This is a genomic window from Oscillibacter valericigenes, assembly GCF_021531435.1.
In the GTDB taxonomy this organism is placed as follows: Bacteria; Bacillota; Clostridia; order Oscillospirales; family Oscillospiraceae; genus Oscillibacter; species Oscillibacter valericigenes_B.
This window is the reverse complement of record NZ_JAFBIS010000008.1, coordinates 75,722-98,624: the sequence shown is the minus strand read 5'-3', so window position 1 is coordinate 98,624 and position 22,903 is coordinate 75,722. Positions and strand designations below refer to the sequence as shown.

Annotated in this window: 25 protein-coding genes and 1 riboswitch; of the genes, 14 read left to right on the top strand and 11 right to left on the bottom strand. The window is 61.8% G+C overall.

Annotation, left to right across the window (positions count from 1 at the left end; all coding sequences use genetic code 11):
* Positions 1 to 28 precede the first annotated feature (28 nt).
* From JQM68_RS06340 to JQM68_RS06330, 3 genes are all read right to left on the bottom strand, one after another.
* Positions 29 to 769, bottom strand: coding sequence for an amino acid ABC transporter ATP-binding protein (locus JQM68_RS06340; protein ID WP_235222151.1), 741 nt, complete (start codon positions 767 to 769; stop codon positions 29 to 31).
* Positions 762 to 1,592 carry an amino acid ABC transporter permease gene (locus JQM68_RS06335; protein WP_235222178.1) on the bottom strand — a complete coding sequence of 277 codons (831 nt, stop codon included), beginning with the start codon at positions 1,590 to 1,592 and terminating at the stop codon, positions 762 to 764. The genes JQM68_RS06340 and JQM68_RS06335 overlap by 8 nt, the downstream gene beginning before the upstream one ends.
* A 143-nt stretch (positions 1,593 to 1,735) precedes the next feature.
* The gene (locus JQM68_RS06330; protein ID WP_235222150.1) at positions 1,736 to 2,608 is read right to left on the bottom strand and encodes a transporter substrate-binding domain-containing protein; all 873 of its coding nucleotides are present in this window, start codon (positions 2,606 to 2,608) and stop codon (positions 1,736 to 1,738) included.
* 127 nt (positions 2,609 to 2,735) lie between these two features.
* A riboswitch (Lysine riboswitch) is annotated at positions 2,736 to 2,907 on the bottom strand.
* Positions 2,908 to 3,113: 206 nt separating this feature from the next.
* Between JQM68_RS06330 and JQM68_RS06325 the strand changes: the two genes are divergently transcribed.
* The 4 genes from JQM68_RS06325 (at position 3,114) to JQM68_RS06310 (ending at position 5,875) form a co-directional block, all read left to right on the top strand.
* Positions 3,114 to 4,112, top strand: coding sequence for an MFS transporter (locus JQM68_RS06325; RefSeq protein WP_235222149.1), 999 nt, complete (start codon positions 3,114 to 3,116; stop codon positions 4,110 to 4,112).
* Positions 4,109 to 4,432 carry a hypothetical protein gene (locus JQM68_RS06320; RefSeq protein WP_235222148.1) on the top strand — a complete coding sequence of 108 codons (324 nt, stop codon included), beginning with the start codon at positions 4,109 to 4,111 and terminating at the stop codon, positions 4,430 to 4,432. Before JQM68_RS06325 ends, JQM68_RS06320 begins: the two co-directional genes overlap by 4 nt.
* A gap of 12 nt (positions 4,433 to 4,444) precedes the next feature.
* Positions 4,445 to 5,257 carry a hypothetical protein gene (locus JQM68_RS06315; RefSeq protein ID WP_235222147.1) on the top strand — a complete coding sequence of 271 codons (813 nt, stop codon included), beginning with the start codon at positions 4,445 to 4,447 and terminating at the stop codon, positions 5,255 to 5,257.
* 72 nt (positions 5,258 to 5,329) lie between these two features.
* On the top strand, positions 5,330 to 5,875 hold the full coding sequence (locus JQM68_RS06310) for a phosphatase PAP2 family protein (protein WP_235222146.1): 546 nt from the start codon (positions 5,330 to 5,332) through the stop codon (positions 5,873 to 5,875).
* A 19-nt stretch (positions 5,876 to 5,894) separates the two neighbouring features.
* On the opposite strand, the gene JQM68_RS06305 is transcribed toward JQM68_RS06310, so the two are convergent.
* From JQM68_RS06305 to JQM68_RS06290, 4 genes are read right to left on the bottom strand one after another with little or no spacing between them, the layout of a single operon-like run.
* On the bottom strand, positions 5,895 to 7,391 hold the full coding sequence (locus tag JQM68_RS06305) for a glycine betaine ABC transporter substrate-binding protein (protein ID WP_235222145.1): 1,497 nt from the start codon (positions 7,389 to 7,391) through the stop codon (positions 5,895 to 5,897).
* On the bottom strand, positions 7,388 to 8,029 hold the full coding sequence (locus JQM68_RS06300; protein ID WP_235222144.1) for an ABC transporter permease: 642 nt from the start codon (positions 8,027 to 8,029) through the stop codon (positions 7,388 to 7,390). Before JQM68_RS06300 ends, JQM68_RS06305 begins: the two co-directional genes overlap by 4 nt.
* On the bottom strand, positions 8,026 to 9,138 hold the full coding sequence (locus tag JQM68_RS06295) for a betaine/proline/choline family ABC transporter ATP-binding protein (RefSeq protein WP_235222143.1): 1,113 nt from the start codon (positions 9,136 to 9,138) through the stop codon (positions 8,026 to 8,028). The genes JQM68_RS06300 and JQM68_RS06295 overlap by 4 nt, the downstream gene beginning before the upstream one ends.
* Positions 9,125 to 9,772, bottom strand: coding sequence for a TrkA C-terminal domain-containing protein (locus JQM68_RS06290; RefSeq protein WP_235222142.1), 648 nt, complete (start codon positions 9,770 to 9,772; stop codon positions 9,125 to 9,127). Before JQM68_RS06290 ends, JQM68_RS06295 begins: the two co-directional genes overlap by 14 nt.
* Before the next feature lie 246 nt (positions 9,773 to 10,018).
* Here JQM68_RS06290 and JQM68_RS06285 point away from each other — a divergent pair, with 246 nt between their 5' ends.
* The 5 genes from JQM68_RS06285 to JQM68_RS06265 all read left to right on the top strand — a co-directional run bounded on the left by JQM68_RS06285 (position 10,019) and on the right by JQM68_RS06265 (position 12,810).
* On the top strand, positions 10,019 to 10,399 hold the full coding sequence (locus tag JQM68_RS06285) for an ArsR/SmtB family transcription factor (protein ID WP_235222141.1): 381 nt from the start codon (positions 10,019 to 10,021) through the stop codon (positions 10,397 to 10,399).
* 1 nt (position 10,400) lies between these two features.
* Complete coding sequence (locus tag JQM68_RS06280) at positions 10,401 to 11,060, top strand: nitroreductase family protein (protein WP_235222140.1); 660 nt, start codon at positions 10,401 to 10,403, stop codon at positions 11,058 to 11,060.
* 118 nt (positions 11,061 to 11,178) lie between these two features.
* Positions 11,179 to 11,607 (top strand): DUF6323 family protein, encoded by a 429-nt coding sequence (locus JQM68_RS06275; RefSeq protein WP_235222139.1) that lies wholly within the window; start codon positions 11,179 to 11,181, stop codon positions 11,605 to 11,607.
* Positions 11,594 to 12,475: a DUF6179 domain-containing protein gene (locus JQM68_RS06270; protein ID WP_235222138.1), complete on the top strand. Its 882-nt coding sequence runs from the start codon at positions 11,594 to 11,596 to the stop codon at positions 12,473 to 12,475. The genes JQM68_RS06275 and JQM68_RS06270 overlap by 14 nt, the downstream gene beginning before the upstream one ends.
* Positions 12,476 to 12,579: 104 nt before the next feature.
* Positions 12,580 to 12,810 (top strand): hypothetical protein, encoded by a 231-nt coding sequence (locus JQM68_RS06265; protein WP_235222137.1) that lies wholly within the window; start codon positions 12,580 to 12,582, stop codon positions 12,808 to 12,810.
* A gap of 58 nt (positions 12,811 to 12,868) precedes the next feature.
* On the opposite strand, the gene JQM68_RS06260 is transcribed toward JQM68_RS06265, so the two are convergent.
* Both JQM68_RS06260 and serC read right to left on the bottom strand, forming a co-directional pair.
* A complete protein-coding gene (locus tag JQM68_RS06260) occupies positions 12,869 to 13,777 on the bottom strand; it encodes an NAD(P)-dependent oxidoreductase (RefSeq protein WP_235222136.1) in 909 nt (302 codons plus the stop codon).
* A gap of 147 nt (positions 13,778 to 13,924) precedes the next feature.
* Positions 13,925 to 15,013, bottom strand: coding sequence for a 3-phosphoserine/phosphohydroxythreonine transaminase (gene serC, locus JQM68_RS06255; protein WP_235222135.1), 1,089 nt, complete (start codon positions 15,011 to 15,013; stop codon positions 13,925 to 13,927).
* Between the two features lie 340 nt (positions 15,014 to 15,353).
* On the opposite strand from serC, the gene JQM68_RS06250 reads away from it, so the two are divergent.
* The 4 genes from JQM68_RS06250 to JQM68_RS06235 are packed head-to-tail and all read left to right on the top strand — an operon-like array spanning position 15,354 to position 18,517.
* Complete coding sequence (locus tag JQM68_RS06250) at positions 15,354 to 16,196, top strand: hypothetical protein (protein WP_235222134.1); 843 nt, start codon at positions 15,354 to 15,356, stop codon at positions 16,194 to 16,196.
* 11 nt (positions 16,197 to 16,207) lie between these two features.
* A complete protein-coding gene (locus JQM68_RS06245; protein ID WP_412758458.1) occupies positions 16,208 to 17,524 on the top strand; it encodes a chloride channel protein in 1,317 nt (438 codons plus the stop codon).
* Between the two features lie 55 nt (positions 17,525 to 17,579).
* A complete protein-coding gene (locus tag JQM68_RS06240; protein ID WP_235222133.1) occupies positions 17,580 to 18,287 on the top strand; it encodes a DUF421 domain-containing protein in 708 nt (235 codons plus the stop codon).
* Between the two features lie 41 nt (positions 18,288 to 18,328).
* Complete coding sequence (locus tag JQM68_RS06235) at positions 18,329 to 18,517, top strand: DUF6774 domain-containing protein (RefSeq protein ID WP_235222132.1); 189 nt, start codon at positions 18,329 to 18,331, stop codon at positions 18,515 to 18,517.
* A gap of 33 nt (positions 18,518 to 18,550) precedes the next feature.
* On the opposite strand, the gene csaB is transcribed toward JQM68_RS06235, so the two are convergent.
* Positions 18,551 to 20,776, bottom strand: a complete 2,226-nt coding sequence (gene csaB, locus JQM68_RS06230) for a polysaccharide pyruvyl transferase CsaB (RefSeq protein ID WP_235222131.1) — start codon at positions 20,774 to 20,776, stop codon at positions 18,551 to 18,553.
* Positions 20,777 to 20,896: 120 nt separating this feature from the next.
* Between csaB and JQM68_RS06225 the strand changes: the two genes are divergently transcribed.
* Complete coding sequence (locus JQM68_RS06225; protein ID WP_235222130.1) at positions 20,897 to 21,373, top strand: DUF4330 family protein; 477 nt, start codon at positions 20,897 to 20,899, stop codon at positions 21,371 to 21,373.
* Positions 21,374 to 21,417: 44 nt separating this feature from the next.
* Here the strand turns inward: JQM68_RS06225 and hydA are convergent, their stop codons facing one another.
* Complete coding sequence (gene hydA, locus JQM68_RS06220; RefSeq protein ID WP_235222129.1) at positions 21,418 to 22,794, bottom strand: dihydropyrimidinase; 1,377 nt, start codon at positions 22,792 to 22,794, stop codon at positions 21,418 to 21,420.
* Positions 22,795 to 22,903: the final 109 nt, after the last annotated feature.

The window sequence follows — 22,903 nt, the reverse complement described above, 5'->3', positions numbered from 1 at the left end:
TGGCTTTCGCAAGCCAGCGTTTTTTTGTTTAGTTCCGGCGGAAACGGGACAGGAAATCCTTCGTCTCTTGTTTTTGGGGGTTGCCGAAGACCTCCTCCGGGGTGCCCTCCTCGCAGATGACGCCCTGGTTCATGTACACCACATGGTTGCTCACGTCCCGGGCAAAAGCCATCTCATGGGTCACTACCAGCATGGTCATGCCCTCCTGGGCCAGGGCCTGCATGACGTTCAGCACCTCGCCCACCATTTCGGGGTCCAGAGCGGAGGTGGGCTCGTCGAACAGCAGCACTTCCGGGTCCATGGCCAGGGCGCGGGCAATGGCCACCCGCTGCTTCTGGCCGCCGGAGATCTGCCGGGGCCGGGCGTTGATATAGGGGGCCATGCCCACCTTCTCCAGGTACTCCATAGCGTGGGCCCGGGCCGCTTCCTTGCTCTTTTTCAGGACCTTGATCTGGCCCACCATGCAGTTTTCCAGCACGGTCATGTTGTTGAACAGGTTGAAGGACTGGAACACCATGCCCACGTGGGAGCGGTAGGAGGCGGCGTTGACCTTGGGGCCGGTGATGTCTGTGCCGTGGTAGAGGATCTCGCCGCTGGTGGGGGTCTCCAGCAGGTTGATGCACCGCAGCAGGGTGCTCTTGCCGGAGCCGGAGGCACCGATGATGCTGGTGACGTCGCCGGGAGCGACGGTGAAATCAATGTCCTTCAGGACCTCATGGCTGCCGAAGGACTTGGACAGGTGGTTGACCTGTAAGATCATCTCAGGCATGTCCGGCACCTCTCTTCTGATCGTATTCCTTGCTCTTTTCATCGTAGGGGCTGCCCTCACCGGGATAGTTGTACATGCCGGTGGTGTGGGCCAGGGTGTCGGTGGTGGCAAGGTCATAGTTGTCGGAGCCGTCCATCTTCTTCTCCCACCAGCGCAGCAGCTTGGCGCAGACGAGAGTCATGGTCAGGTAGATGGCCATGGTGATGGTGGCGGATTCAAAGTAAGTGTACAGCGCGCCGGCCACGCCCTTGTGGACGAAGAACAGCTCCACCACGCTGATGACGGACAGCACGCAGGTATCCTTGATGTTGATGATGAGGTTGTTGCCGATCTGGGGCATGATGTTCCGCAGGGTCTGGGGCAGGATGACAGACATCATGGTCTGCACATGGGTCATGCCGATGGCCTTGGCGCCCTCGGTCTGGCCGGGGTCCACGGAGAGGATGCCGCCCCGGACGGTCTCCGCCATATAAGCGCCGGTGTTGATGGAGACGATGAAGAAAGCGGCGAACATGGTGCCCATATAGATATTGAACAGCTGGGCCGCGCCGTAGTAGATAAATACAGCCTGGATCATCATGGGCGTGCCCCGGAAGACCTCCACATAGATGCGCAGGAGAACCTGGCAGAACCGCACCACGAACCGCTTGAGGACGTTGTCCTTTTTAGAGACGGGAATGGTCTGCACAATGCCCACGCCCAGGCCAATGACGCAGCCGATGGCGGTGGAGATAATGGCGATGAACAGGGTGTTTCCGGCGCCTTCCAGGTAGGAGGGGCCGTACTTGCCGATCAGGTAGAGGATACGCTCCCAGAAGGACATGCTGCCCACGGAGGTCCCCACAAGCTGGGTAATGGCGTTCTGGACGGATGCCCACATAGAGGCTCAGCTCCTTTTCGTAAAAATGGGATGACCGCAGGAGGCGGCAAGAATGCCGTCTCCCGCGGTGAGAGGGTACGATATGCTTATTCGCTCAGAGGCTGCACAGAGATGGCCTCGTTCATCATGTTGGTGTAGTCATCCTCGGAGAGAGTGGCCAGCACGCCGTTGATGGCGTCCAGCAGCTCGCTGTTGCCCTTCTGGACGGAGATACCGATGTTGATGTCCTCGTCGGAGACCTCAAACTCGCCGTCGGTGCCGGTGAAGTCCAGCAGCTTCAGACTGGGGTTGGAGGCCACGGCTGCCAGGCCGGTAGGCTGGTCGGTGACGATGTAATCCACACGGCCGGAGGTCAGGGCCACGATCATAGCGGGAGCGGACTCCTGGCCGGGCAGGATGTTGGCGTCGGGGATCTGGGGCAGGCAGTTGTCATACCAGATAGTGTTCAGCTGGCTGGTGCAGGTGCCGCCGGCCAGGTCAGCCACGGAAGCGGCGTCGGCGTAAGTGCCGTCCTCGGGGACCACGGTGACGATGGTGGCGTAGTAGTAAGGATCGGAGAAGTCAACCATCTCCAGACGGTCGGCGGTGATGGACTGGCCGCAGATGCCGGCGTCCACGGTGCCGGACTGGATGGCGGGGATGATGGACTCCCAGTCGCTCTTGACGATCTCCAGGTTCCAGCCCAGCTGCTCGCAGATGTACTTGGCGATCATCACGTCGTAGCCGTAGGCATAGTCAGAGGAGCCGGAGATGGGCACGGCGCCGTTGGAGTCATCGGACTGGGTCCAGTTGTAGGGAGCGTAAGCGCACTCCATGGCGACCCGCAGGGTACGGGTCTCGGCGGGCGCTTCGGCGGAATCGCCGCCGCTCTGGGCGGGGGTTTCCTGCTTGGAGCCGCCGCAGGCGGCCAGAGACAGGATCATGGCCATTGCCATGAGCAGAGCTAAAAACTTCTTCATAGTAAGATCACCTTTCCAAAAAATAGTTTTCCGGTACTTCTGTCCGTATCGGGAGGACAAAAATTGGACCGCTTTGTCAAGCGGTCCATGGAAATCCGGAAAGGCGCCCGCGAGGGACGGTCCAACGGCCATTGATAGCGCTTCACAAAGGTTTGTGACAGTCCGGCGGATATTCTCCGACGGCCCAGCGGCGAAAGACCAGGCAGTCTCTCACAGCTTCGGCGGTTTTCCCTTTCCCGTCCGGCGGCTGCCTGGCCTTGCCGGAGGGTACTGATGAAACCCGCGCCTCTATCTGAGCGATTCAATTTTGGCTGTATCCTATCACTCTGCTTGGGCTCTGTCAACGCCTTTTTCCTGAAAAAACAGGAATTTTGTGCAGAACGCAAAAACTTTTTCAAAAAATTCTGCATGGCCTGTCATATAGTGATAGGGAATTACAGGGAACTTTTTCCTCCCAATATCGTCTTTATGGATAAAACAGGCTCAACGAAAGGGGGACAGCTGCGTGAGACGGACGCTGGCGGCCTGCTGTGCCGCCCATTTCCTGGTGGACTTTGCCTGCGCGTTCCTGGTTTTCCGCTTTCTGGGGCGGAGCGGGGAGCTGTCCGCGCTTTTGCTGGCTTATAATTTCTGCGCCTTCGCGGTCCAGATGCCCCTGGGACTGCTGGCGGACCGCTGGGACCGGGACGGCACCCTGGCCGCCGCGGGTGTTCTGACAGTGGCCATGGCCTATGCGCTGACGGCTTTCCCTTGGCTGGCGGCGCTGGCGGCGGGCCTGGGCAACGCCGCGTTCCATGTGGGGGCGGGGCTGGAGACCCTGTCTGTCTCCCGGAAGAAGGCGGGCCCGCTGGGGCTGTTTGTCTCCCCCGGCGCCGTGGGGCTGTTCTGTGGCACGGTCCTGGGAAAGGGCGGGGCTTTCCCCGCCTGGATTGCGGTGATTTTGCTGCTTCTTGCCGCCGCTGCCTTGCTCCTGACAAAAACGCCCCGCCCCGTCGCTGAAACTTCACCGGAGCTGCCGCCTTTTCGCACGGTAGGACTGCCGCTGCTGGCCCTGTTGGGCGTGGTGATCCTCCGCTCCTGGGTGGGCATGGGCCTGACGTTCCCCTGGAAAGGGGAGGGGCACTGGGCGGCGGTGCTGGTGCTGGCGCTGGCGGCGGGCAAAGCCGCCGGCGGGTATCTGGCGGACCGCTTCGGCTTTCGCAAAACCGCCGCTGTTTCCCTGGCACTTTCGGCGGTGCTGCTGCTTTTGGCGCCGGTGCATCCGATGGCGGGAACGGCGGCCATCTTCCTCTTTAACATGACCATGCCCTTGACGCTGTGGGCGTCGGCCCGGCAGCTGCCGTCGTTCCGGGGCTTTGCCTTCGGCCTTTTGACCTTCGGACTGTTCATGGGCTTCCTGCCCGCCGCATTTGGCGTGGGGCTGTCCGCTCCCATGGCGGCGGCAGGGGCGCTGGCGTCTCTGGCCTTGCTGCTCCCGGGCCTCGGAAAGGCGGTGGGAAAATGACCGCCTTTGCCGTCTCCCTGGGCCTGACCCTTTTACTGGAAGTGCCCGTGGCCTATTGCTGGGGCCTGCGGAGCCGCCATGACCTGACAGTGGCGGTGCTGGTAAATGTGCTGACCAACCCGGCGGTGGTGCTGCTGAACGGCTTGCTGTCTGCCGCACCTTGGTGGGCAGTGCAGCTGCCGCTGGAGGCGGCGGCTATCGCCGTGGAGGGCTTCTGCTACCGGCATTGCGGCGAAGACGTCCGCCGTCCGTACCTGCTCTCCCTCTGTGCCAACTGTATTTCCTACGGCGCAGGACTGGCGCTGAACGTGATTTTTTAAGGAGGTATCCGAATGAAAAAGTGGATTTCCCTGTGTCTGCTGGCAGTCTGCCTGCTGACCGTCCCCGCCCTGGCGGATGTGATCTGGGAGCCGGAAAGCTCTTTTTACGCGCTGCACCGTGGGGACTGTGAGCTGGAGCAGCGGGGCTACTGGGTCAACAGCCCGGAAGGCTATATTACCCTGTGGGATGAACCGGGCGGCACGCCCATTGCCAATCTTCCCAATGGAACGCTGCTCTTTATCTATTACCGCTATCAGGGCAGCCGGGGCGATTGGGGCATCGTGGAATATTCGGCGGAGACTCTGCGGGAGGCAGCCCTGGCTTTGGATGAAAGTGAGATTCAGGAAGACCGTTGGTTCGAGGTCTGGGTCCCCATGGAGGATCTGGTGAACCGCTACGACAACCAGAGCTTTCTGGAGGAACACGCTGGGGAACTGCTGGACGAAGAACGGACCCTCTCGGTTTCCGGCCTTCTGTACTGTACCTATGCCTACCCAGAGGGACCGCTGAACTTCCAACAGACGCAGGCGTTCGAGGTGGATGAACTGACGCTCTCGCCCATCTACGTAGATGAATCCGGCCGGGAGTGGGGACATGTGGGCTACTTCTATGGCGACCGGAACGTCTGGTTCTGCATCTCCGACCCGGAAAACCCGGACTTGACCGGACCCAGCCGGGAACCACAGCTCTACCCAGCGGCGACGGAGGCCCCGGAACTGCCTTCCGCGGGGACGGGAATGCCCGTCTGGGTCATCCTGGCGGTAGCGGCTCTCTGCGCCGTCACGGGATATTTGCTGTTCCGGATGCGGCGGAAAAAGACCTGACAGAACAACCGCCGCGTGTTATAATGGGCCAAAAAGCGGGCACGGCGGGGCCGTCCCGGGAAGGAGTTTTTCATGCAGGCTGCCGAATTTGCCATTCTGGACTGGATACAGGCCCACCTCCGCTGCGGTTTTCTGGACGCGGTGCTGCCGGCCATCAGCCGGACGGCCAACCACGGAGAGCTGTGGATCATTCTGGCTGTCATTCTGCTGCTCATCAGGGGCCAGCGGAAATACGGCGCTTCCGTGGCCTGTGGATTGATTCTGGACCTTGTGAGCTGCAACATCATTCTGAAACCCCTGATCGGCCGCATCCGCCCCTTCGCGGTGAATGGGCTGGTGGAGCTGCTGATCGCAGCTCCCACGGACGCGTCGTTTCCTTCAGGCCATACGGCGGCGTCCTTCGCGGCGGTGTTTGCCCTGAAAACGGCGGGCAGCCCCCTGTGGAAGCCCGCCCTGGCAGTGGCGCTGGTGATCGCCTTCTCCCGGCTGTACCTGTATGTCCACTGGCCCAGCGATGTGCTGGGCGGCGCGCTGCTGGGCGCGGCGGTTGGCTGGGCAGGTGCCAAAATCGTAGAAAAATCGGAAAATATCATTGCAAAAAGGAAAGCGGGACGATAAGTCCCGCTTTTCTTCAACATTACAGCAGCCCCTGGCTCACCAGGAACTCCCGCGCCACATCGTCCACGGTCCGGCCCACCACGTCCACCTGGTAGGTCAGCTCCGCCATCTGCTCCGTGGGGATCCTGCCCGCAAGCTGGTTCAAAATGCCCTCCAGCTCCGGGTATTGCTCCAGCACATCCTCCCGCACCAGAAAGGCGCCGTTGTAATCCGGGAAGAAGCTCTTGTCATCCTCCAGAATTTTCAGACCCACCTTGCGGTTCAGGCCGTCGGTGGCGTAGACCACGGTGACGTCGAAGCTGCCGTTTTCCACGGCGGTGTACTTCAGCCCCAGGTCCACGGACACAGGATCATGGAAGTTCAGACCGTAGAACTCCGTGAAAGGTCCGTACTTCATGCTGCCCTCCAGGGTGAAGAAGCCCTGCTCCGCGCCGAAGGTCAGCTGATCCGCCACGGGAATCAGGTCGCTGATGGTCTCCAGGCTGTACTGGTCGGCAATATTCTGGGGCACCGCGATGGCGTAGGTGTTGTCGAAGCCCAGTTTTTCCAGCAGCCGCATCCCGTATTCCTCCTGGGCCACCTGATTGACATGATCGTAGATACTCATGCCCTCCGGCACATCGGTGACGTCCTGGTGGAAGAAGGTGGTCAGCAGGGTGCCGTCGTAGGAGATCATCAGGTCGCAGGTGTGGTTATTGCCGTTCAGGGCGTTGAAATTATTTACCTGGGACATCTGGTCCTGGATGGTGACCGTCAAATCGGTCTGGTCCTCTACCAGCATTTTCACCATGTGGTGCATGAGCTGGGTCTCGGAGTAGTCGCCGTCATAGAGCATCAGATCGCCGCTGCTGCCCCGGCCGTAGGGAAGGAGCAGGCAGAAGGCCAGCAGGATAGCGGCCACGGGGACCCACATTTTCCGGGAGCCGCCCTTGTCCTTGCGCATCTGGTTTTCAAACCAGCCCATCAGCAGGTCCAGCACCACGGCAATGACCATGAGCACGCCGGTGGCGGCCAGGATGAGCTTCATGTCGGAGATGCGGATGGCCTGGGTGATGACGCCGCCCAAACCGCCGCCGCCCACGAAGGCCGCGAACACGGCGGTGCCGATGGCGTTGACCACGGCGATGCGGATGCCGGTGAACACGGTGGGAAAGGCCAGGGGAAATTCCACCATCAGCACCCGGTAGGGCTTGCTCATGCCCATGCCCCGGGCGGCCTCCTTGACGCCGGGGTCCACCTCCTGCAGGCCCAGACAGGTGTTCCGCACGATGGGGAGGAGGGAGTACAACGTGATGCCGATGATAACGGTGAGCTTGCCGGGGTCCAGAAAGACCATGATGATGCCAAGCAAGGCCAGGGAGGGGATGGTCTGCAGCAGGTCCACCGCCCGCAGGATGATGGGCCGGGCGGTCTTGGACACATAGGCCCAGATGCCCAGGGGCAGGCCGATGGCAATGGACAGGAGGCTGGCGGCCAGCACGAGAAAGAGGTGCTCACAAATCAGGGACCAGGTCATTTGCCCACCTCCTTCCGCAGGCCCCGGGGCGTGACCTTCCGCTGGAGCCGGTCGATGACCGCGCCGAACAGGATGGCCAGAACAGCCGCCGGGATAGCGCCCAGCAGGATGAGGGTGTTATTGTTGGAGGCCACGCCCTGATACACGAAAGTACCCAGGCCGCCCCGACCGATCATGGCGGCCAGCACCGTCCAGGAGACGGTGTAGATGGCGGCCATCCGGAGGCCCGCGATGATGGTGGGCATCGCCAGGGGCAGCTCCACCCGCAGCAGAGCCTGAAGGGGCGACATGCCGCAGCCTCGGGCGGCTTCGATGTACTTTGACTCCACCCCCAGGATGCCGGTGTAGGTGTTTTTCAGCACCGGGAACATGGCGTACACACTGAGGGCCACGATGACCGTGGAGGCGGTGTTGCCCCAGAGGATGAACAGCACGCCGATAAACACCAGACCGGGGATGGTCTGGAAGATGGACAAGACCGGCAGAATGACGCCGGACCACTTGGGGACCCGGGACAGCAAAATACCCAGCAGCAGGCCCAGACAAAAGCCGCAGGCCACGGAGACCAGCACATACACCGTGTGGACGCCGATGGCTTTTGCCAGCATGGCGCCGTAGGTCTGAAACAGGGCCGTCATTTGGCATCCCCCCACAGGTTCTCCGCCACCGACCGTGCCACGCTGGTTTTGGTCACGATGCCCGCGATGGTGTCGTCCTCGTTCAGGACTACCACGTAGTTTGCGCCGGAGTCCAGAAGGTAGTCAAAGCTCTCTCTGGCGTCGTCGCCCACCCGGACGGTCCGGGCGGTCTGGCGCACCATGGGTTCGATGCTGTTCAGTTCCCGGCCCCAGCGGCGGATGTCGCCGATGGAGATGGTACCGGCGTACCGTCCCTCCTCGTCGGTGACCAGCAGGGAGTCCACGCTGCTGCGGGCCATGCGCTCGGCGCACTCCATCACGCCACGGTCCTTTTTGACGGTGACAAGGTTCGTCCGCATGAAGTGCTCCACCGTGGAGGGGGCAGGGGCGTCGGAGGCGTGCTTGCCCAGGAAGTTCCGCACCAGGTCGTTGGCGGGATGCTCCAGCATTTCCTCCGGGGAGGCGATCTGGACGATCTCACCGCCGGACATGAAGATGATTGTGTCCGCCAGTTTCAGGGCCTCGCTCATGTCGTGGCTGACGAAGATGACGGTTTTGTTCAGCTTCTGCTGAATATTTTTCACCTCATCCTGCAAGGTCTCCCGGGTCATGGGGTCCAGGGCGCTGAAGGGTTCGTCCATCAGCACGATGGGAGGGGACGCCGCCAGCGCCCGCAGCACGCCGATGCGCTGCTGCTGGCCGCCGGAGAGCTCTGAGGGGTACTTGTCGGCGTACTGCTCCATGCCCACCAGCTTCAGCATCTCCCGGACGATCTCGCCGCACCGGACCTTGTCGTATTTCAGCAGCTTCGGCACCACACAGATGTTCTGAGCCACGGTCATGTTGGGGAACAGGCCGATCTGCTGGATGACATAACCGATGTGCCGCCGCAGCTCCACCTTGTCCTGAGACTGGATGTCCTTTCCGTCGATGGAGATGACGCCGGAGTCGATGTCAATGAGGCGGTTGATGGTCTTCAGCGTCGTGGTCTTGCCGCAGCCCGACGGACCGATCAGCACCACGAACTGCCCATCCTGAATGGTGAAGTTCAGGTCTTTCAGGATGGGCGTTTTGCCGTAGCTTTTGCAGACGTGTTCAAATTGGATCATTGATTACCTCCTTTGGCGCAATGAGGTTGTGGGCGGCCTCCGCAGCGGCGGGGCTGCCCACCAGGACGATCACGTCCCCGTCGTACAGCTCCGCGTAGGGGCCGGGAGACAGGATGACGGTCTGGCCCCGCCGGATGGCCACGATGGTGCCGCCGGTGGACTGCCAGAATTTCAGTGCTCCGATGCTCTGACCAATGAGAGGGGAGCCCTTGGGGATGGGGACCTCGTAGTTGGGGAGGGGTTCCCCCGCGGCGGCGAAGGTGTCCCGGCTCTTCATCAGGGCCGTCACCGTGTCGCTGAGGCGGCGGCTCAGGTCGGCGTATTCCGCCATCAGCTCCTTGAGCTGCTGCCGCAGTGCCCGGACGTCGGCGCTCTCCTCAAAGTTTACGATATACCGCCGGGCGCTGTCGGCGGAGAGGACCACGGCCCCGCTCTGGGGCTTCACTTCCACCACCTTCATGTCCGCCAGCAGACGCAGCGCCCGCCGGATGGTCTCCGGGGAGACGTTGTATTCCGAGGCCATGACGGACCGTCCGTAGATCCGGCTGCCCTCCGGCAGCTCGCCCTTGGCGATGCGGCGGGCCAGGTCCAGCGCGATCTGCAAATATTGAGAGGGAACAACGGTTTGCTTCATGGATACCACCACCTGTTTGAATTACGGAATGCGACCATTATATACTGCCAACTTTAATAAGTAAATAGATATGGCAGTTAATAATTTGTGAACAAATTCCAAAATTCCAAAAAAATCAAATAAAGATGGAAGAAAATAGGCGAAAAATGTACTGAAACCAACCCGCTCATTTTTCGTTCCAAATGCGCCGTCAGGAATAAAACGTGCTATAATCAAATCATTCAGCGGGAAAGGGGAGAACTGCGGATGGATGCCTGCCGGGAGTGTGTGGAGGCGCGGACGGCTCTGGCGGAGGAATTCCGCCGCCTGTGGCCGCTGTTTGTGGCCCTTGGAGATGAAAACCGCCAGCGGGTGTTTCTGGCTCTCCTGGAGGCCGACCAGGTGGGCTTGCGGGCGGAGGAAATTGCAAAGCGCACGAACCTCAGCCGCCCGGCGGTATCCCGCCATCTCCGCACGCTGCGGGCGGCGGGAGCGGTGGAGCTGTACCGGGATGGGACCAGAACATATTACTATCCCAATGCCGCCGCATCCTGCTGGGCGGAGCTGCGGAAGCTGAGCGGCCACATCTGCGCGGTGACGGAGAACGCTACCGCGGAAGGCTATCCCAATACAGAGGAGGAACTGTGATATGGAACTGATGGAAGCGATTCGCCGCCGCCATGCGGTGCGGCAGTATACGGACAGACCTTTGCCGCCGGAGGTGCTGGCGGCTCTGATGGAGGAGACCGTGGCCTGCAACAGGGAAAGCGGCCTGCATATCCAGCTGGTCCACGACGAACCGGAGGCGTTTCAGGGCTTTATGGCCCATTACGGCAAATTCCGGGGCGTCCGGAACTATCTGGCCTTTATAGGGCCAAAGGGCGCGGACGAAAAAATCGGCTACTATGGGGAGCGTCTGGTGCTGAAAGCCGCCCAGCTGGGCCTGGACAGCTGCTGGGTGGCCATGTCGTATCGCAAGGGGAAATGCCCCGTGACCGTGGAAGGCGGTGAAAAGCTGGTCTGTGTGGCGTCGCTGGGCTATGGCGAGACCCACGGCGTGCCGCACAAGAGCAAACCCCTGGAGGAAGTCTGCAAAGCGGACCGGGAGCTGCCGGACTGGTTCCGCTCCGGCGTGGAGGCCGCCCTGCTGGCGCCCACCGCCATGAACCAGCAAAAGTTCCTCCTGACTCTGGAGGGAGACACGGTGCAGGCGGAGTCCACCGGCGGGTTCTACGCCAAGGTGGACCTGGGCATCGTGAAATATCACTTTGAAGTGGGGGCCGGCAAGGACCATTTTACCTGGAAATAAAGAAAAAAGAGCGCGAAAGCGCTCTTTCTTCGTGCTCATATTACCACAAATCGGCTTAAAATTCAAGTCTTGTTCTGCTGTCACCGCCGCCGTATGCTGGGAGACGGAGGTGGGTATCATGGAGTTTTATATCGTTCCTCAGCCGCGGGAGACCATGCAGGCTTTGGCAGAAACAAACCGTAAAACGGCCCGGTACGGCCTGACGTTGATGCCGGAGCAGATGGCGGCTCTGGCGGAAAGCCGGACCCAGGCTCTGCTGGACACCGGCAGAGTGGAGTTGGGAGCGGGTATCCTGCCCCGGCTCATTGAGGTTTTTTGTGATTCGCCGCACCTGCACCAGACGGATTATGCGGAGACACTGGAAGCCTTGCAGACCGTTTTTTACCGCTGCAAAAATGAGGCCGGAGACCTGACGCCGGACGGGTATCTTCTGCGGCTTCTCCGCCGGGCCTTTGACAAGGCGGGAGGCAGCACGGACTATTTGGAGGGGCTTTCCCTTGCGGAGCTGGCCCAGTGGGTACGGGAGGAAAAGCATGGCACAGACTGATTTGATGGTCAGCTTGCCGGAATATGACCGGCAGGCATGGCAGATGAAGCTATGGGAGCTGCTGCGGCTCCAGACGGAACGATACACCTCGGGACAGAGCACATCCGTCCGGTCAGATACCGCGCAGATGCTGCTGCGCTCCATCTGCTTCTCGCTGGAGCAGCTCCATCAGGCCCAGCCGGAGCGGGATCTGCTGCGGAAGCCGTCGGATATTGTCCTGCGGGAGGCGGCGGAGGTGATACGCCGCCAGACGGCCCGGACGCGGCTTCAGTACCGCCGGGCCTGCGGCTGCCTCTACCAGGAGGAGAGCCTGTCGCTGCGGGATACCCTCCGGGGCATCGGCGGGTTTTTCCATGATTACGACCCCCGGTTTTTCGCGGCGGAGGTGCCCTGCGACATCGACTACCAGTTGGCCCATCCCGTGCCGGACAGCCTTGTAGGTGTGGCCTGGCTCCGGGATTACCTGGACCGGCTCCTGACAGAGGATACCATCCTTCGCCGCTTTCCTCCGGAGGCCGTCCGCCGGGTGTTGGCATCGTCCAGCCCGGACCACCGGGAACTGCTGGTGAACCTGTATGAGCCGGCGGCAGATGCCGCGCTGGGGGTGACGATGACGGAAGGGAGCCTCTTTACCCTGGACATCACGGCGGCGGGACAGGAGGCCCTGACCGCTCTGCTGATACCTCTCACGCCCGCCGGACGGCGGCTGGCTTTGGAACGGGCGGGGGAGACCCTGGCCCGCCGCCTGGAGCTGCCTGCCGGGGCTGCCGCGTACCTGCGGGAGACGGCTCTGGCTCTGGCGCCCCGTCTGGACGCTGTGCTGGATTCCGGAGGAGACTGGCAGGCTGTTTTTCCGGCGTTCACATAAACAGAAACCGCATTGTCAAATTGTCTTGCCATAGAGCATCATCCGCCCGCTTTGGCATATTTATATTACCGAAGTCATTTCGGGTGTTATGCGGAAGGGGCGTGATGGAAATAGGCTTGTTGGAGGACCTGGCCGGCCAGTTGGGGTGTATGTACCTTTCAGACCTGCACAGGGCGGAGCGGCGGCGGTTAAGCCGCTGTCTGCAAACTTTCCGCGCGGAAACATACAGCTTGTGGGAATGGAACGACGCGGCGCGGTATCTCACCGGAGCGGAGATCCGCTTTTCCGACCGGAAGGAAGCCAAAAAAATTCTGCTGAACGCCCTGGGCGGATAGCAGGAGCAAGCATAAAAAAGCTGCCCGGTACATTGTACCGGACAGCTTTTTTTGAATATCAGAAATGCTCGATGATGTCCACCAGCTCGGCGCCGATGCGCTTCTGGGCCTCCTTGGTGCCTGCGCCCACATGGGGCATGCAGCTGACGGCGGGGTGAGCGGCCAGTTCCCAGTTGGGGTCCTTCTCGCTGAGCCACACATCCAGGCCCGCGGCCTTCACCTTGCCGCTGTTCAGACCGTCCAGCAGGGCGGCCTCGTCCACATTGGAGCCGCGGGACACGTTGATGATGACCACGCCGTCCTTCATCTTCGCGATGGACTCGGCGTCCACCAGAGGCTTGTCGCCGCCGGGGGCGCAGAGGACGATGATGTCGGACTGGGCCAGCAGTTCATCCATGGAGACGAAGTGCATGGTGTCGCACTCACAGCCCTCGGGCTTGTTGCGGTGGACCACAGACAACACGTTCATGCCCAGAGCCTGGCCCTTGGCGCCCACCAACTGGCCGATGCGACCGTAGCCGATGACGCCCATGGTCTTGCCCATGACCTCAAAGCCCTTGGAGTAGGCCTTCTTCTCCCACTTCTTCTCCCGCATGGTGTGCCCGGCGATGGAGATGTTCCGGGCGCAGGAGAACAGCAGGGCGATGGCCAGCTCCGCTACGGCGTTGGAGGACGCTCTCGGCGTGTTCTTCACGGTGATGCCCGCGGCCTCGGCGTACTTGACGGCGATGTTGTCCACGCCCACGCCGGCCCGGATGATGAGCTTCAGGCGGCTGCCCTTGGCGGCGTCGATCTGGGGCTCCTTGATCTTGGTGGCGGAGCGGATGATGACCGCGTCGAAGTCCCGCAGGGCCGTTCCCAGCTGGTCGGGCTCATAGAACTGCTCCACGATCTCGTAGCCATCCTTGCGCAGCTGCTCCACAGCGCCGGCATCCATACCATCAGTGACCAAAACGCGCATTGACATATTCAATTACCCCTTTTTATTCAAATTTCCCGGCACACCCCAGGGGTGCCTAAAGTGAAAGTCGGAAAACCGCTCCATTGGGGGACAGAGCGCCACGCATTTTTGAATCATTTTTGCCGCAGCGTGTACGCGGCAAATATATCAGGATTAAGCGTGCTCAGCCTCGTATTTCTTCAGGAACTCGACGAGCGCCTCCACGCCCTCCTTGGGCATGGCGTTGTAGATGGAAGCCCGCAGGCCGCCCACGCTCTTGTGGCCCTTCAGGTTGTCGAAGCCAGCGGCCTTGGAAGCGGCAACCACGTCGGCGTCCTGCTCCTTGCTGGGGGTGACGAAGGGCACGTTCATGAGAGACCGGTCCTCCTTGCGGACGGCGCCAGTGAACAGCTTGCTCTGATCCAGGAAGTCGTACAGGATGGCGGCCTTCTCCTCGTTCTTCTTCGCCATGGCCTCCAGACCGCCGTTCTCCAGCAGATACTTGAACACCTTGCCGCAGCAGTAGATGGCCCAGCAGTTGGGGGTGTTGTACAGGGAGTCGGCGTCGGCGTGGGTCTTGTAGCTCAGGTAGACGGGGGTCTTGGGGTCCAGGTCCTCCCGCAGCAGGTCCTCCCGGATGATGACCACGGCCATGCCAGCAGGGCCGACATTCTTCTGCACGCCGGCCCAGATCAGGCCGTACTTGCTCACGTCGCAGGGACGGGACAGGAACATGGAGGACTGGTCGGACACCAGGATCTTGCCCTTGGTGTTGGGCAGGGTGTGATAGGTGGTGCCGTTGATGGTCTCGTTCTCGCAGATGTAGACGTAGTCCGCGTCCTCGGGAATGTCCAGGTCGGAGCAGTCGGGGATGTAGGAGAAATTCTCGTCCTTGGAGGAGGCCACGATCTTGACCTCGCCGTACTTCTTGGCCTCGGCGATGGCCTTCTTGGACCAGGCGCCGGTCTCCACATAGCAGGCCACGCCGTTCTTCATCAGGTTGATGGGCACCATGGCGAACTCCAGCGTGCCGCCGCCCTGAACGAACAGGACCTTGTAGTTGTCGGGAATGCCCATCAGCTTCCGCAGGTCAGCCTCGGCCTCGTCCCGGATCTGCTGGAACACCTTGGAGCGGTGGCTCATCTCCATGACGCACATGCCGCTGCCGCGGTAGTTCATCATCTCGGCGGCGATCTCCTCCAGAACAGGCTCCGGCATCATGGCGGGACCGGCGGAGAAGTTGTAAGTACGACCGTATTTCATAGCAAATTCCTCCATCTTTTCAAATTGAATGGGCGGCGGAGAGCCGCCGCCTGGGAAAAGGGCGACCTCTTCCTTTGATCCTGATTTCAGTATACGACAGGGGAACGGCAGAATCAACCAAATATTCAAATTTTTCAGTCTGGCTAAAAAAATGTTTGGCTTTTGTGCAAAAAGTCAATAAACAATGGGAAAGCCTCGGGGAATTTAAATGGAAGTACTGAAAAAGCCGCCGGACAAATGTGGCGAATCAGTTGAAATTGGATGGAATCTTTACTATAATAAAGGCGTGTGTAAACCTAAGGGAGCGATCCCAAGTTTAGGAAAGAATGAGGAGACGACCATGAGACCGGACGGAACCCGCGTCAAGGGATTGACGCCCATCGTACAGGCCCTGCCATACATCATGCCCAAGCGCTTTGACGCCCAGAACTGGGCCAGCGACTATGTGGATGAAGACATCGTCAAGACCTTCATCCGCCAGAAGCGGCGGGAGGGCCACCGCGTGACCCACATGAGCGTGCTGATCGCCGCCTACTACAAGGCGGCGCTGGAGAATCCCAAGGTGAACTACTTCATTATGAACCGCAAGGTGTACAAGCGGAACCATTTCTGCGTCAGCTTCGTCATCCTCAAGACCCGGGCGGACGGCACGCCGGACGAGACGACTTTGAAAATTTACCTGAACCCGGAGGACGATGTGTTCACCATCAGCCAGCGCATCCAGGAGCATATCGACCGGAACATGGAGGCCGTCCACAACAACAACACGGACAAGTTCGCCAACATCGCCTTTTCCATCCCCGGCCTTGCCCGGCTGGTGTTCGGCCTGGCCTACCGGCTGGACGTGTGGGGCCTGCTGCCGAAGAAGATCATCGACCTCAGCCCCTTCCACACCAGCCTGTTCATCACGAACCTGGCCTCCATCAACACCAGCTACATTTTCCACCACTGCTACGAGTTCGGCACCACCAGCGTGTTCGTCTGCATGGGCAAGCCCGTGCCCGACCCCCACGCCCCGGCGGGGAGCCGGAAGAAGCGGATGCCCCTGGGCGTGGTGATGGACGAGCGCATCGCCACCGGCATCGAATACTCCCGCTTCTTCGCCGCCTTTGAGCGGTATCTGAAAAAGCCGGAGCTGCTGGAGACCCGTCTGGACGGCAAGGCCGTCCCGGTGATGGCGTGAGGAGGGAGACCGTGGAAAACGGATATACGGAGCGGGCAAAGGCTGGGCTCCGGCTGGCGGCCCTGTATGTGCGGTCCATCGGCAAATGGCTGGTGCTGGCGGTGGCTGTGGGCCTTGTGTGCGGTGTGATCGGCACCGCCTTTCATGTGGGCGTCCATGAGGCGACGCTGCTGCGGGGCGAACATCCCTGGCTGCTGTGGTGCCTGCCCCTGGCCGGTCTTGTCATTGTCGGCTTTTACAAGCTGACGAAGACCGAGGGCCAGGGCACCAACGCCGTTATCGACGAGGTGCATCTGGGCAAGGGCCTGCCCATTCTGCTGCTGCCCGCCATTTTCCTGGGCACCGTGCTGACCCACCTGTGCGGCGGCTCCGCCGGACGGGAGGGCGCCGCCCTCCAGATGGGCGGCACCATCGGCTTCCACACCGGACGGCTGTTCCGGCTGGACGACAAGGACCTGCGCATCGCAACTCTGGCGGGCATGGCTGCCTTTTTCTCCGCCCTGTTCGGCACGCCCCTGACCGCCGCCATTTTCTCCATCGTGGTCATCAGCGTGGGCGTCATGTACCACGCCGCCATGTTCCCCTGCCTGACCGCCGCCCTGACTGCCTACGGCGTGTCGCTGCTGCTGGGCGTGGAGCCCACCCGCTTCACCGTGGAGATGCCTGCCCTGGCGGCGGGCACCATGCTGCGCGTCGGCGTGCTGGCGGTGCTGTGCGCCCTGGTGTCCGTCCTGTTCTGCGGCGTCATGCACACGGCGGAGCACCTGATGGACAGGTACTTTCCCAATGCCTGGATGCGGGTCGCGGCGGGCGGCTTTGCCGTCATCGCCCTGACGTACCTCTGCGGCACCACGGACTATAACGGCGCGGGCATGGAGGTGGTCACAGCAGCCGTGGAGCAGGGAACGGCCCATCCCGCCGCGTTCCTGTTAAAGCTGCTGTTCACCGCCGTGACCCTGGCCGCCGGGTTCAAGGGCGGCGAGGTGGTGCCCTCCTTCTTCGTGGGAGCCACTTTTGGCTGCGTGGTGGGGCCGCTGCTGGGGCTGCCCGCGGGGGCTTCCGCCGCTATCGGCCTGGTGACCGTGTTCTGCGGCGCCACCAACTGCCCCCTGGCGTCCACGCTTCTGTCCATCGAGCTGTTCGGGGACGCCGGCCTGCTGTACTTCGCCCTGGCCTGCGTCATCAGCTACATGCTCTCCGGGTACAGCGGCCTGTACTCCAGCCAGACGATTCTGTACTCCAAGCTGAAGGCCCAGTACATCAACGTCCACACCAACGAGCCCAAGCAGGACCCCGGCCTGACCCACGCCGGGAACGCCAACGACTAAAAACAGGCCTCCCGTGGCATACTGTGTAAAAACACGAGCCACGGGAGGTTTTTTTATGCAGTTTACCCAGATATTGGCACAAATCGGACAGACGACCCTGACGGCCCTGCTGTCCATCGTGGTGCTGTTCCTTTTGGCAAAGCTCATGGGCACCAAGCAGGTGTCCCAGATGACCATGTTCGATTATGTGGTGGGCATCACCATCGGCTCCGTGGCGGCGGAGCTGGCGACGGAGCTGGAGGAGCCCGCCAAGCCCCTGACCGCCCTCATTATTTACGGCGTGGTGGCCGTCCTAATTTCCATCCTGACCAACAAATCCGTGAAGGCCCGGGCGGTGGTGACGGGCAAGCCCCTGGTGCTGCTGGAAAACGGCGTCATCTACCGGGAGAACCTGAAAAAGGCCCGGCTGGACCTGAACGAATTCCTGACCTACTGCCGCATCGGCGGCTGGTTCGACCTGAATCAGCTCCAGTCGGCGGTGCTGGAGCACAACGGTGTGGTCAGCTTCCTGCCCAAGGAGACGGACCGCCCCGCCACACCCACGGACCTGAATCTGAACCCCAAGCAGGCCAAGGTGCAGATGCCCTTCGTCATGGACGGCAAGCTGCTGGAGGACAACATCCGTCAGGCGGGGAAGGAGGAAGCGTGGGTCCGGCGGAGCCTGCTGCGGCAGGGGTACAAGGACGAATCCGACGTACTCCTGGCCCTGTGGGACGGCGGCGAAAAGCTGACGGTGTTTCCGCTGCACCCGGAGAAAAAGTAACGCCCCATTCGCCGGGGGCATAGGCTGGCAGGGGTGATGCCATGCATAACTGCGACTGTGACCCGCTGGCTCTGACCACGGCGGTCAACACCCTGGCGGTGTCCATTGCCGCCAATCTGAACGACGGAGACCTGGCCCTGGCGGCGGCTGTTCTGACCCAGCTGGGGGACACCCTGGCGACCATCGCCGCCCAGCGGGAGCGGTGCGGGCCGGGGGAACCGGAAATATAGAAAAAGGACGCACTGAAAGCGCGTCCTTTTCATTTACAGCCCCAGCAGCCGCCGGGCCGTCTCCACATTTTTCCGCTCCATGCCCTGGAGCCGCTCCACCGCGGCGGCCTGGGCCTCGGGGTGGCTGGCCTGGGCTGCCGCCCGGTCGATCATCTCCCGCAGGTTTTCCTCCGTCAGGGCGTCCAGGTCCGTGAACAGCTCCTGCCCGATGTACCGCAGGAAGGCGGACACCTTGGGGTCGTACACCACGCCCGCCAGGGGGATGCCCTGCCCGGCGGCGAAGATGAGGGCGTGGAGCCGCATGGCCACCACCAGCTCCATCCGGCTGAGGGCGCCGATGATGGTGCCCGCCCCGCCGGCGTCGTCCAGAAAGTAGTGGGGAATGTCCAGCCCTGCGGCGGACTGCCGGGCGGCGATGGGGTCCTGGTGCTTTTCCACCGCCGCGAACACCGGGGTCAGGCCGTAGGTCTCGTAGGCGTATTTGGCTGCCTTGGCAAACAGGGGAGCTTTGCCCTCAAAGCCCTTCCACTGCCGCAGGGCGAAGCAGATATACCGCCCGTGGGGCGGGATGCCCGCCCGGAGCAGCACGCTGTCTGTCTCGTCGTCACTGGCCCGGCGCAGCGTCAGGGCCGGGTCCGCCGTCAGCAGAATTTCCGGCTGGGTCACGCCCATGGCCCGCAGCTCGTCCAGGGAATCCGGCTCCCGCAGGGTGATGGCGTCCACGCTCCGGTTCAGCACCTCTGCCGCCAGCTTCCGGTGGTTCTCCCGGGTGACGGGGCCGATGCCGCAGCCGTACATCTGCACCTGGCAGCCGCTTCTTTTTGCACTCTGGATGTTGTGCAGATAGAACCACAGGGAGCGGCGGGAGGTCACATCCTGAATAAGGCTGCCGCCGCCGTTGATATAGAGCTTTGCCCGCTTCATGGCCCCTCGCCACGCCGGAATGTTCATCCGGCTGACGGAGCGGACCCGGTAAGTCAGGCAGGTGCTTTTGGGATCCTTGGAGATGACCGTCACCGGCATGTCCGGGTCGATGCCCCGCATCTCCTGCAGAATGGCCTCCAGAATGGCGTCGTCGCCGGCGTTGCCCCGGCCATAGGCGCCGCAGATGACCACGCCGTCCCGGACGTTTTTGGGCCGGGCGTGGCGGCGGATGATTTCTTCATAGATGTGAAGCTGGGTGTCCACCGTCTTTTGAATGGAGAACTGGGTGGACGCCTTTTCGTAGAGCTTTTCGCCCATCTGGCGGCGAAGCCGGTCGTCATTGCCCAGAGCCGCCAGATGCTCTCCCAGAGCCGCCCAGTCGCCGGGTTGGAACAGAAAGCCGTTGACGTCGGTGTCGATGAGGTAGGGGATGCCGCCCACGGCGGTAGCCACCGTCGCCAGATGGAACCGGGCGCCCTCTGTCAGGGCGTAGGGGAAGGTCTCGGAAAGGGACGTGAGGGCGTTGATGTCCAGGGCGGAGTAGAAGCGGTCCATACCGCCGGAGATCCATCCGGCAAAGGTGACCTGCCGCTCCACACCCAGCTCTTTGGCGAGAGAGGCCAGCTTGTCCCGCTCCTCACCGTCGCCCGCGATGACCAGGCGAAGCCGTTTGCACTTCTGATAGCCCGCGGCGAAGCCCCGGACCAGGGTGGACATATCCTTGACGGGATTCAGCCGGGCGGCAATGCCCACCACCACGCTGTCCTCGTCCACGTCCGCCCCCAGGCCCCTGAGGTAGGGCAGCCGGTCGCCCTGGGGCGGCGCGGGGGTGAAGTCGATGCCGTTGTAGATGGCGTAGAACCTGTCCGGCGCAAAGCCCCGGGAGATCAGCAGGTCCACCATGGCGTCGGACACGCCGATGCGGTAGTCCAGGTGCCGCAGGGCCCAGGCGTTGATGGTGCCGAAGGTCAGGCGGCTGAGGGGGCGGCCCATGTAGTCCAGCTTGTAGTCGCTGTGGACGGTGGAGACCACCGGAAGGCCTGTGGAGGAGCGCAGCAGAGAACCAACCATGTTGGCCCGGGAGCCGTGGCAGTGGATGACCTCATAGCCGCCGGCCTTGATATAGTCTGTCAGCTTCCGCCGCAGCCGGGGAATGTTGTTGCCGCCCATGATTACCGTGGGGATGCCCATGCTCCGGGCCTCTTCTGCGAAGGGGCCGTCCCGGAAGCAGACCAGCTGGGCGGTGATGGTCTTGTTCAGGTTTTGCAGCAGGCTCAGAACGTGGGTCTTGGCGCCGCCGGAGTCGCCGCCGCTGATGAGATGGATGACTTTCATAGGAAAAAGACCTCGTTTCAAAAAATGGTCTTGTGGATTCTGAAAAAATAGTATACAATATTTCCCGAACATTGTCCACAACAAGAGAAAAACCGGGCTTTTGCCCGTGATGGAGGAACTATGGAACAGAAAGCAAAGCGTAAATTCAACATCGTGGATGTCATCATCGTGGTGCTGCTTGTGGCGGTGGTGGGCTTCGCGGCCTATAAGCTGCTGGGCTCCCGGAACTCCGGCCCCCGCGCCATGACCAAGGTGACCTATACGGTGAAGGCCGAGGGCGTACCCAAGGAAGTGTATGAGAACAGCAAGCTGCACCTGCCCTCTCCGCTGATGGCCTCCGGTGCCCTGGTGGGCGGCCAGATCGAGTCCGTGGAGAAAGCGCCTTACTATGTGCTGGGACCTGACGGCGAGTGGGTGGAGGACCCTGACCATGTGACGCTGTACTTCACCGCCACCACCGAGACCCCCACCGAGGCGGTGATGACCACCAAGGTCGGCGACCAGGAGGTTCGCATCGGCAAGACGGACTACATCCTCAAGAGTGAGTATATCGAGATCAAGGGCGGCACCATCGTGGACGTCCAGTGGGGCGAATAAGAATCAAAAAAACAGGCTGTGCGCACGCACAGCCTGTTTTTTTGTTACAGGGAACATTTTCCACGGGCCATGTACCGGCCCTGGGGCGTCTCGTCCAGGACCTTGCCGTTCTCCACGGCGAGATTGCCCCGGAGCCACACCTGCCGGATGCCGCCGGCGGTGACAAAGCCCTCGTAGGGGTTGTAGTCTACGTTGGTCACGCAGTCGTCCGCCCGGATGACGTGGCTGGCGCCGGGGTCGTAGACCACGATGTCGGCGTCGGCGCCGGGTTGCAGACGGCCCTTCCGGGGGAACAGGCCATATAGCTTCGCCGGGTTTTCGCTGAGGGCCAGGCACATCCGCTGGGCGGTGATGCGTTTGGCCGCCACGCCGTAGGAGTAGATCAGCTCGCCCCGGGTCTCCACGCCGGGCAGACCGCCGGGGATCTTGGTAAAGTCCTCCCGGCCCGCGTCCTTTTGCTCCAGGGTAAAGGAGCAGTGGTCGGTGGAGATGGTCTGGATGTCGCCCCGCCGCAGGGCCTTCCACAGAAGGGCCTGCTGCCCCTTTTCCCGGATGGGCGGCGCGCAGACATACCGGGCCGCCTGGGAGTAGTCCTCATTGAAGTACACGCTGTCATCCAGCAGCAGGTACTGGGGGCAGGTCTCCACGTAGACCTTCTGGCCCCGGTCCCGGGCGTGCTGCACCTCTTTCAGCGCCTCCTGGTTGGTAAGATGGACGATGACCACCGGGGCCTCCGCCGCCTGGGCGATGCGCAGCAGGCGGCTGACCGCCTCCGCCTCCAGGTAGGGCGGCCGGGTCAGAGGGTGGCAGGCGGGAGAGAACTGCCCGCTGTTTTTTCGCTCGGCGATCATGCCGTCGATGACCCCGGCGTTCTCACAGTGTACGCCGCAGATGCCGCCCAGGGATTTCAGCTCCTTCAGGGCCCAGTACATATCCCGGTCGCCCACCATCATAGCGGGATAGGTCATGTACATTTTGAAAGAGGACACGCCCTTGGCGAACATATCCGGCAGCTCCGCCCGGATGGACTCGTTCCAGTCGTCGATGGTCATGTGGAAGCCGTAGTCGCAGAAGGTCCGTCCGTCGGCCTTCTTGTGCCACAGGTCCAGGCCGTAGTGCAGGCTCTCGCCCTTGTTGGGGCAGGCGAAGTCGATGACGGTGGTGGTGCCGCCCCGGAGCGCCGCCCGGCTTCCGGTGTAGAAATCATCCGCCGTGGTGGTATTGCACACATCCAGGTCAAAATGGGTGTGGGCGTCGATAAAGCCGGGGAACAGCAGGCACCCGGTCACATCCACCACCCGGTCGGCGTCTGTTTTCAGATTTTTTCCCGCTTCCACGATTTTTTCGTCCTCGACCAGCAGGTCGGCCCGCTTCGTCCCCGTGCCGGAGACCACCGTGCCGCCCTTGAACAGCGTACGCATAAAAACCGCCCTCCATTTTTGTTGATAGATTCAGTATAGCACACCTGTTCTCAAATTACCAGACATACCGGAAAACAGCAAAAAATTTACAATAACCGGGCGAAAATTT